Annotated in this window: 13 protein-coding genes; all 13 read right to left on the bottom strand. The window is 63.2% G+C overall.

Going from position 1 to position 6,587, the window contains the following annotated elements:
• On the bottom strand, positions 1–429 hold a 429-nt coding region (locus EBBID32_RS19995; protein ID WP_037492141.1), incomplete at its 3' end, for a DUF736 domain-containing protein.
• 192 nt (positions 430–621) lie between these two features.
• Complete coding sequence (locus EBBID32_RS20000) at positions 622–1,020, bottom strand: type II toxin-antitoxin system VapC family toxin (protein WP_196805705.1); 399 nt, start codon at positions 1,018–1,020, stop codon at positions 622–624.
• Between the two features lie 11 nt (positions 1,021–1,031).
• A complete protein-coding gene (locus EBBID32_RS24685) occupies positions 1,032–1,292 on the bottom strand; it encodes an antitoxin (RefSeq protein WP_037492145.1) in 261 nt (86 codons plus the stop codon).
• An 86-nt stretch (positions 1,293–1,378) separates the two neighbouring features.
• The gene (locus EBBID32_RS20010) at positions 1,379–2,317 is read right to left on the bottom strand and encodes a hypothetical protein (RefSeq protein ID WP_006965520.1); all 939 of its coding nucleotides are present in this window, start codon (positions 2,315–2,317) and stop codon (positions 1,379–1,381) included.
• Positions 2,318–2,395: 78 nt separating this feature from the next.
• Complete coding sequence (locus EBBID32_RS20015) at positions 2,396–2,680, bottom strand: hypothetical protein (RefSeq protein WP_006965522.1); 285 nt, start codon at positions 2,678–2,680, stop codon at positions 2,396–2,398.
• Between the two features lie 12 nt (positions 2,681–2,692).
• Complete coding sequence (locus EBBID32_RS20020; protein WP_006965525.1) at positions 2,693–3,388, bottom strand: hypothetical protein; 696 nt, start codon at positions 3,386–3,388, stop codon at positions 2,693–2,695.
• 169 nt (positions 3,389–3,557) lie between these two features.
• Positions 3,558–3,752, bottom strand: a complete 195-nt coding sequence (locus EBBID32_RS20025; RefSeq protein ID WP_006965527.1) for a hypothetical protein — start codon at positions 3,750–3,752, stop codon at positions 3,558–3,560.
• A gap of 40 nt (positions 3,753–3,792) precedes the next feature.
• Entirely contained in the window at positions 3,793–4,101 is a 309-nt protein-coding gene (locus EBBID32_RS20030; protein WP_006965529.1) for a DUF7673 family protein, read from the bottom strand.
• A gap of 2 nt (positions 4,102–4,103) precedes the next feature.
• On the bottom strand, positions 4,104–4,298 hold the full coding sequence (locus tag EBBID32_RS20035) for a hypothetical protein (RefSeq protein WP_006965531.1): 195 nt from the start codon (positions 4,296–4,298) through the stop codon (positions 4,104–4,106).
• Positions 4,299–4,746: 448 nt separating this feature from the next.
• Positions 4,747–5,004 carry a hypothetical protein gene (locus tag EBBID32_RS20040; RefSeq protein WP_037492148.1) on the bottom strand — a complete coding sequence of 86 codons (258 nt, stop codon included), beginning with the start codon at positions 5,002–5,004 and terminating at the stop codon, positions 4,747–4,749.
• A 67-nt stretch (positions 5,005–5,071) separates the two neighbouring features.
• The gene (locus EBBID32_RS20045) at positions 5,072–5,419 is read right to left on the bottom strand and encodes a DUF6915 family protein (RefSeq protein WP_006965535.1); all 348 of its coding nucleotides are present in this window, start codon (positions 5,417–5,419) and stop codon (positions 5,072–5,074) included.
• A gap of 2 nt (positions 5,420–5,421) precedes the next feature.
• Positions 5,422–5,895 (bottom strand): DUF6878 family protein, encoded by a 474-nt coding sequence (locus tag EBBID32_RS20050; RefSeq protein ID WP_006965537.1) that lies wholly within the window; start codon positions 5,893–5,895, stop codon positions 5,422–5,424.
• Positions 5,892–6,407, bottom strand: a complete 516-nt coding sequence (locus EBBID32_RS20055; protein WP_006965539.1) for a hypothetical protein — start codon at positions 6,405–6,407, stop codon at positions 5,892–5,894. Before EBBID32_RS20055 ends, EBBID32_RS20050 begins: the two co-directional genes overlap by 4 nt.
• Between the last annotated feature and the right edge of the window lie 180 nt (positions 6,408–6,587).

Here is a 6,587-nt window from a genome sequence, read left to right on the forward strand (position 1 = left end):
ACCGAGGCCGGCCTCGGCGGTCTGGCCGGACGGAGCGGGCTCGTCGGCGCCGGGCAGCGGCGGCAGGCCGTCGTCGGCCTTGGGCGCTATCTCCGAGGCAAGGTCACGCCGGCGCGTCGGACGCGACCAGACCACGTTGTAGCTGCCGTCTTCCTGCCGGAACGCCGAGACGTAGAGCGGCGCCGCCAGGCTCGGGTCCTCGATCTTGCCGTTCAGGAACGCCTCGCCCGTGCCGTTCGAGAACAGCTCGAACAGCGCTCCTACCTGCACCCACGCCCGCGATGCCGACAGCGCCAGCACCTCGAACTTGGGCGCCTTCGGATTGGACGAGTGCACCTCGCGCAGCGCCAGCGTCATCGCAATCGTCAGCGTCGCGATCTTGCCAACGAAAATACCGGCTTCATTCTGCTTGATCGTACCGATGTTCATGGGAAAGTCTCCTGGATGATGGCCTCGAACCCTTCGTCCGAACCATCTTCCCCTCTCCCACTCCTCTCCTCGGCCGTTCGGCCGAGCAGGCGCGACGAGCGCCATTTCCGAGGCCCGCTACCGCGGCCTCGGGGCTGTCAGGGAGATGGCTTTGACGATGACATCATCCCGCATGCGCCGTCGGCGAGAGCATCAATGGATGCCGTCTAACCAGTTCTCAATCTTCAGCGCGCGGATACGAGTGAGCTCGCCGACATTGGCGGTCACAAGGACCGCGTCAAGCGCATAGGCATGTGCGGCGATGAACAGGTCGTTGGGGCCGATCGGCTTGCCGGCAGCTTCAAGCTCTGCCCGAATGCCGCCATATTCAGTATCGGCGGGCACATCGAAGGCGTAGATTTGGACGCTGGCGAGTATGGCCTCGATCTGGGTCAGCAGTCGGGGAGACCCTTTCTTTGCGCAGCCGTAGCGCAGCTCTGCCGCGGTGACGATGCTGACGCAAATGGCGTCCGGTCCGACCTCCGCGATCCGCTTCGCCACACCGCCGTGGGGATTGCGCGCAAGTTCTGACACGATGTTGGTGTCGAGCATATAAAGGGTGCTCACAGATCGATCGCCTTGGCCGGCAGCAGCGTATCGTCTATGTCCGGGAACTGATCTTCCGGGCCGAGCGGCTCAAGACCGGCGAGAACCTCAAGCAGGTTTTTCCGGCGGATGGGTTCGAGAATGAGCCGATCACCTTCGCGGTGAATCATTACACTTGTTCCGGGCAGCTCGAAGTCGGCCGGAATGCGCACCGCCTGGCTCTTGTTGTTACGGAAAAGCTTGGCCTCCCGCGCAGCTATCGGTTCGGGTCGTGCCAAAGCGGCCTCCTTGCATATACATAGCCATATACACGGCGAGCATCGATATCTCAATAGAATGAGATCGGGTTTCTCGGCCTCGCTGCTTACACCTCGAGATAGCAGTCGTGCGCGAGGAGAAAGGCCTCGGCGACCGATTCCTGCTCGCATAGGACGCGCGCTTCGCGTGAACCCGCCCAGATCGGGCGAGGCAGATCATCACCCATGGCAAAGCGCCAGCGCGTGAGCCCGCTCGCTGCCTCGAGCGTGAAGCCGGACCCGGTTACCTCGAACCGGGCGATCGTCGCCTTTTCGTCCGCAAAATCGGGAAGATCGAGAATCTGCGCATGGCCAGCATAGCGATGGTTCCAGGGCGGGAAGTCATCGATCTGATCGGGATGAACGCCAACGATGCGCTGGTCGATGTCGATGTGGAGCGAGCGGTAATCCGAAGCGGGTTCGATGTCCTCGCGGGTGAGCCAAGTCCAGCTTTCGGATCCTTTGAGCGGCAACACGATCCAGGAACCGCCGTTACATTGCCATCCCGAGAGGCCGACACCGCCTTGCCCGTAGCTGCCCAGATGCGTCGAATAGGCCGTCAGCATACGGTCGAGCGGCCACTCGGCCGGCAAGGGCCCGATGATCGACGTACCGCGCGGCGTGCTGAACGAGCCCCGCTCGAACGGGCTTTGCGGCTTCGGCACGCGCCGCGGCGTGGTTGCTCGCCGCGGTAGGTCGAGGACGCGCCGGGCCTTCTCGGCGGGATCCTCGCCCTGCCGAACGGCGACCTTGACGGTGAAAGTCAGCGCGGCGGCGGCGGGGCGTGCCGTACCGGGACAGTCGAGCTCGAGCACGATCCGGTGCCGGGTGAGCGATTGATCATGGCGGGGTGCGAGCGATGCGGCGCTCTGCCATGCGATGCGTCGACGCTCGTACCAGCTCTGCGAGAGCAGCCAGCTCCTGGCACGCTCGCCGCTGTCCGCATCGGCGCGCTCGAGTATCCAGTTCGGAACGGCGGCCGTGAACACGACGTGATGGGTCGACATGGAGATAGGCTCCTTCGTTGAATGCGCTGGGCAGCGTGTCGGGGAAGCCGGTCCGCGGCGAACGAGCAGCGGTGCGCGTCAGGCGTATTGCGGCCGAACCTCGGGGAACGCGGGCGGCGCGGCCCATTCGTAGACGATCGCGGTATAGCGGCCGCCCTCGTACAGTATCGAATCGACGGGGCGACGATGGCGTTGGAGCCGCTCGAGCAAGCGGTTGGCGCGCGCCGCCAGATAGCGCGCCCTGGTCTCGGTCGGTGCGAGCGCCAGGAGCCGGGCGAGTTCGCCGGTATCGAACCACCAGCCTCCCTCTTCCCGCCCGCCAAAAGCACGGTCGATTTCGTAGAGCGCGATGATGTAGCGCATGACCTGTCTCCCTCAGGTAAGCGGTGCGGGCATGGCAAGCCATTCGGGCTGGTCGCCGGCGACGGGAAGATCGCAGTTCGCGGCCTCGGCCTTAGAAAACACCGTTGCTGTCTCAAGCGCACCGAAGCCGGTAGCGCTGTTCCAGAAGAGGAGGCCCTCGTCGGCGTCGCGGATCGCCATCACGAGCCCATGCTCGGCCTCGGCGGCGCGGCGACTGAGTGCGCGTTCCAGCCCTTGGGCCGAACCGCCGAATTCGATGTCATCCTCGCGGATGACGACATAGCCGCCGCCGAATTCGCCGGGCCGCATGCGATCGCAGTCGAGCGCATATTCGAATCCGAACGGCAGGGCCGATTGGGCGGCCGCCTGGATGAGCGCCGCCGCCGCCTCGATGTCGATCTGGTCGCCGTGAATCCATACTCTGACGCCGTCACCTTCGCCGGGCGGATCGATCTGCAGCGTGAAACCCAGGCGCGGATAGTCCGGATCGGGAAAGATGCGCAGGAAGCCATCGAGCGGGTCGGCCTCGGATGGAGGAAAACTGGCGGCGAAGCCTTCGCCTAATGCGGCGAGGCAGGCCGCGCGCGCTTCGGATTCCAGAGGCGCATCGCCGAGGATCTCGAGGACCTCCTCGACCTGGCGCAGCACTTCGGCCTCGGCATGGGTGACGCAGAGCGTGAAGCTCGCTTTGACGAAATGATTGGCCAATGGTGGCTCCCGGGGTTTTGGCAGTGCACCATGCGCACCGCGCGTGAACGGCCTCGGGATTCACCCGAACCATTCCGTCCCCTCCCCCTTCCCTTTCCATGCGCAGCGGCGAGACCCAGCCTTCGCGGCTGGTAGGCCGACATTTGCCCTTGCCCGGCGTTGCGAGAAATCAGGCTTTGCGGCGGCGCGATCTCGGGCCGGTATAATCGGCCGAAACCTCGAGATCGATGGCAAGCTGGGTGAGCGTTCGATGCGCACCGACCCGCTGAAGCCCGTCCAAGCGCGGATCGAGCGTCAGCCTGGCAATCCGCGAGCGCACGAGCGATGCGGCGACGCGCAGCGTATGGGGGTCGAGCTCCTCCATGCCGCAAACATAACCGTTCCGGCCAGACAAGACGAGGAGCTTATTTGGATTCGAAGTCGCGCCAGCGACCGACGAGTTCGATCATCTCGGCCTTGCGGCCGAAAGCGTCGGGATAGATCGCCCCTTGGTGCTGGCCGAGAAACCCGATGATCGTCGTCATATGGGCCGCGATCATGGGATCGACGCCGAACAGATCGGCGATCGGAAAGTGGCCGCAATCATCCCCGTTCCACCAGGCCAGGAGGAAGTTGGCGGCGCGGCGTGCCTGGCCGGTGTCGGACCGGGCAAGATCGATCAGGCGATCGAGTGCCTTTTCCGCAGCGGCCTTGCCGAAGGGTGGAGACGTCATTGTCAGTCCAACAGCCGATTGAGGATATAGGATTTGACGGGCGGTCGGGCGCTAACAAGCGAATCCAGCGCCGCCTGACCGAGTTCTTCCACGAACAAAGGGATATGATTCTTCCCGATCGGAAACTCAAGATTATGAGCGAGACGGGCAGCCTCGGTCAACTCATGCGGTTCTGATGCGCGGCGATCTTCAGTCACGGGAGCTATCCTGTTCTTGTTACCTGGGTGACCTGACGACGGTCATACGCTTTGAGCCACTTCTCTCGAATGAGATCGTAGAGAGCGGAAGGTAGAAGCCCATAGTCGATGCGACGCTCGTTATCGCCAGGCACGGGCCTTAAGTCTGGACCGGGCCAAATGAAGCGGTTCGCCTCATTGAGTATGATCCAGGAACGCTCACCATCAAGCCGAAGGCGACTCTTCGTTTTGGCCGGAATTTCGACAGCGAGATCGAGGTTTTCGGGTGGTGTGTGAGTGACTGGAAGTACGGTGACAACATCCTGTCCATCACGGTTGGCGACAGTTAACAGAACGGCACAAGGCCTGTCCTTGCTACCTTCTTCGGCGCCCCGTGCTGCTTCATGACTCCAGAGGAAAGAATATCGTAGTACGAGGCCCGGCAGGGGCGTCGGCACGCAGCTCAGGCTCAGGACAATTCATCATTGAAGGCATCTGCTTCTCGCGGAGCGCGTGAAGCCGCGACAGCGGCCCGATCGTCGTCGGTAAAATCACCTAGGGTCAGAGCCTGACGATCGCGTCGCTTCAATCGCATAAACTCCTCGTGGGAAAGCAGCACAAGACTAGCGATCCCATGATTGGTGATTGTAAGGGGCTCCTGTAAAGCTTGCCGGCCAAAACGGCCGAAAGCCTTCGAGACCTCCACAGAAGTAGCCGTCTGAGTCATAAAATCTCCTCTCCGTAAAATACGGAGTTTCCGGACTTATGTCAATGGTATTGAGTTCTTGAATCCTTCAGGAGAGCCCCGGTGACCCTGCAGGATTGCCCCGCAGGATCCAGGGCATCGGCTGGATAAGCCGCGCCCAGTCGGCGAAGGACGGAATGCGACCAAGATCCTCCGCCACGTGTTGCTCCCCGATGAGGCGCACCGGAATGTCGCGCTCGTCGCTGTTCCGGATGGTCACCCCAAAAACCGTCTCGAGCATGAATATCCCCTCGGCATGATGCCGCAAGGCGCGGTGACGAGGGTCGGCGAGGATCTTCTTGGATTCATCGAACCACTGATGGAGCGCGATATAATCCTCGGCCTTGCCGCCCCAACGGCGCACCGAGCTCAGCGCATGATAATGGCAATGCGACACCGTCAGAGTTCCGTCTCGGTCGTGTCATAGTCGACGAAGCGGCTGTTATGCGTGAGCATCACGGCACCGCTCGCGACATCGATCGCGATAGTGCCCCAGGCACCCTCGCCATTCTCCCAGCCGCTATGATGGTCGCTTGCGGCATTCTCCGCAAAAGCGCTCAGCGCATCTTCGAGCTGGATGGCGCGGCTGGTGATGTCACCGCCCCATTCGACGGCGAAATGGTCGCAAAGGACGGGCGGCAGGTCTCTCGGTTCGTCACCGGCATAAGCGGTGACATCGCCGACGGATCCCTCGTCGCCGCCCCCGTCATAAACGATCTCGACGCGGGTGATGCCGTGCTCGACGAGGATGGGGAGGAAGGCCGTCTTGCAGCGCGTCTCGGCCTCGCGGACACGATCGAGCTGTTCATCGATCTCGGCAACGATACGCGCAGCAGTAGCGGCATGTTCGGGGGTCAGCTTTACCTCGGTCATGCGGAAATCTCCTGTAAAATGGTCTTCGCGGCTTCGGCGCTGCGCGGATAGGCGGCAGACAGATTGCGGTGGAGGATCTCGAAGTCGGGAATGACGAAGCGGCCATTGGGATTGGGGCGCGTCGCCAGGAGCACGCCGGTGACGATGTCGTCGATCGAGGCGCGATCGACCCTGGGCGCTGCGTCGTCGTAGCGGACGGGCGCGGCGAAGCCGGCTTCGATCCAGCTTCCGAGACCATCTTGCACGGCCTCGGCGAAAGCTGCGACAGCGGGATCGCGGCGGGTAGCGCCGGCGTCGACCTTGAGCCCCAGCGTGTAATAGACACCGAAATCGTGCCGGTTCGTAAGATTGACGAGCGCGCAGCCCGCGGGCGGGGCGCCGAACCGGGCGATAAGCGCGGCGCGGTAGGCGGCGACCTCGAGTCGGTTCAGCCGCTCGAAGCCGGGCGTGTGGCCGAGCTGGGCGCACTCCTCGTTGGCCGGCGCCCCGCCCAGGTCGATAGTCTCGGACATAGCCTTTCTCCATTGCGGTAAGCGCCTGGCCCCACCCCCTTCCCTCTCCGGCCCAGCGGCCGAAAGAATGCGAAAAGGCCCCCGCTGCGATACCGGAGCGAGAGCCTTTTCAGGGGATGGGCAGACGCGATTAGCTCGTGAAGGCGTGTTCGGCGGAGGACGCACCGAGGCCGGCCTCGG

It is taken from the genome of Sphingobium indicum BiD32, from assembly GCF_000382885.1.
Lineage (GTDB): Bacteria > Pseudomonadota > Alphaproteobacteria > Sphingomonadales > Sphingomonadaceae > Sphingobium > Sphingobium japonicum_C.

Excerpts from the sequence above, each read along its gene's own strand:
- EBBID32_RS20050 (WP_006965537.1), bottom strand. The coding sequence starts at position 5,895 with ATGACCGAGGTAAAGCTGACCCCCGAACATGCCGCTACTGCTGCGCGT.
- EBBID32_RS20055 (WP_006965539.1), bottom strand. The coding sequence starts at position 6,407 with ATGTCCGAGACTATCGACCTGGGCGGGGCGCCGGCCAACGAGGAGTGC.
- EBBID32_RS20000 (WP_196805705.1), bottom strand. The coding sequence starts at position 1,020 with ATGCTCGACACCAACATCGTGTCAGAACTTGCGCGCAATCCCCACGGC.
- EBBID32_RS20010 (WP_006965520.1), bottom strand. The coding sequence starts at position 2,317 with ATGTCGACCCATCACGTCGTGTTCACGGCCGCCGTTCCGAACTGGATA.
- EBBID32_RS20040 (WP_037492148.1), bottom strand. The coding sequence starts at position 5,004 with ATGACTCAGACGGCTACTTCTGTGGAGGTCTCGAAGGCTTTCGGCCGT.
- EBBID32_RS20015 (WP_006965522.1), bottom strand. The coding sequence starts at position 2,680 with ATGCGCTACATCATCGCGCTCTACGAAATCGACCGTGCTTTTGGCGGG.
- EBBID32_RS20025 (WP_006965527.1), bottom strand. The coding sequence starts at position 3,752 with ATGGAGGAGCTCGACCCCCATACGCTGCGCGTCGCCGCATCGCTCGTG.
- EBBID32_RS20030 (WP_006965529.1), bottom strand. The coding sequence starts at position 4,101 with ATGACGTCTCCACCCTTCGGCAAGGCCGCTGCGGAAAAGGCACTCGAT.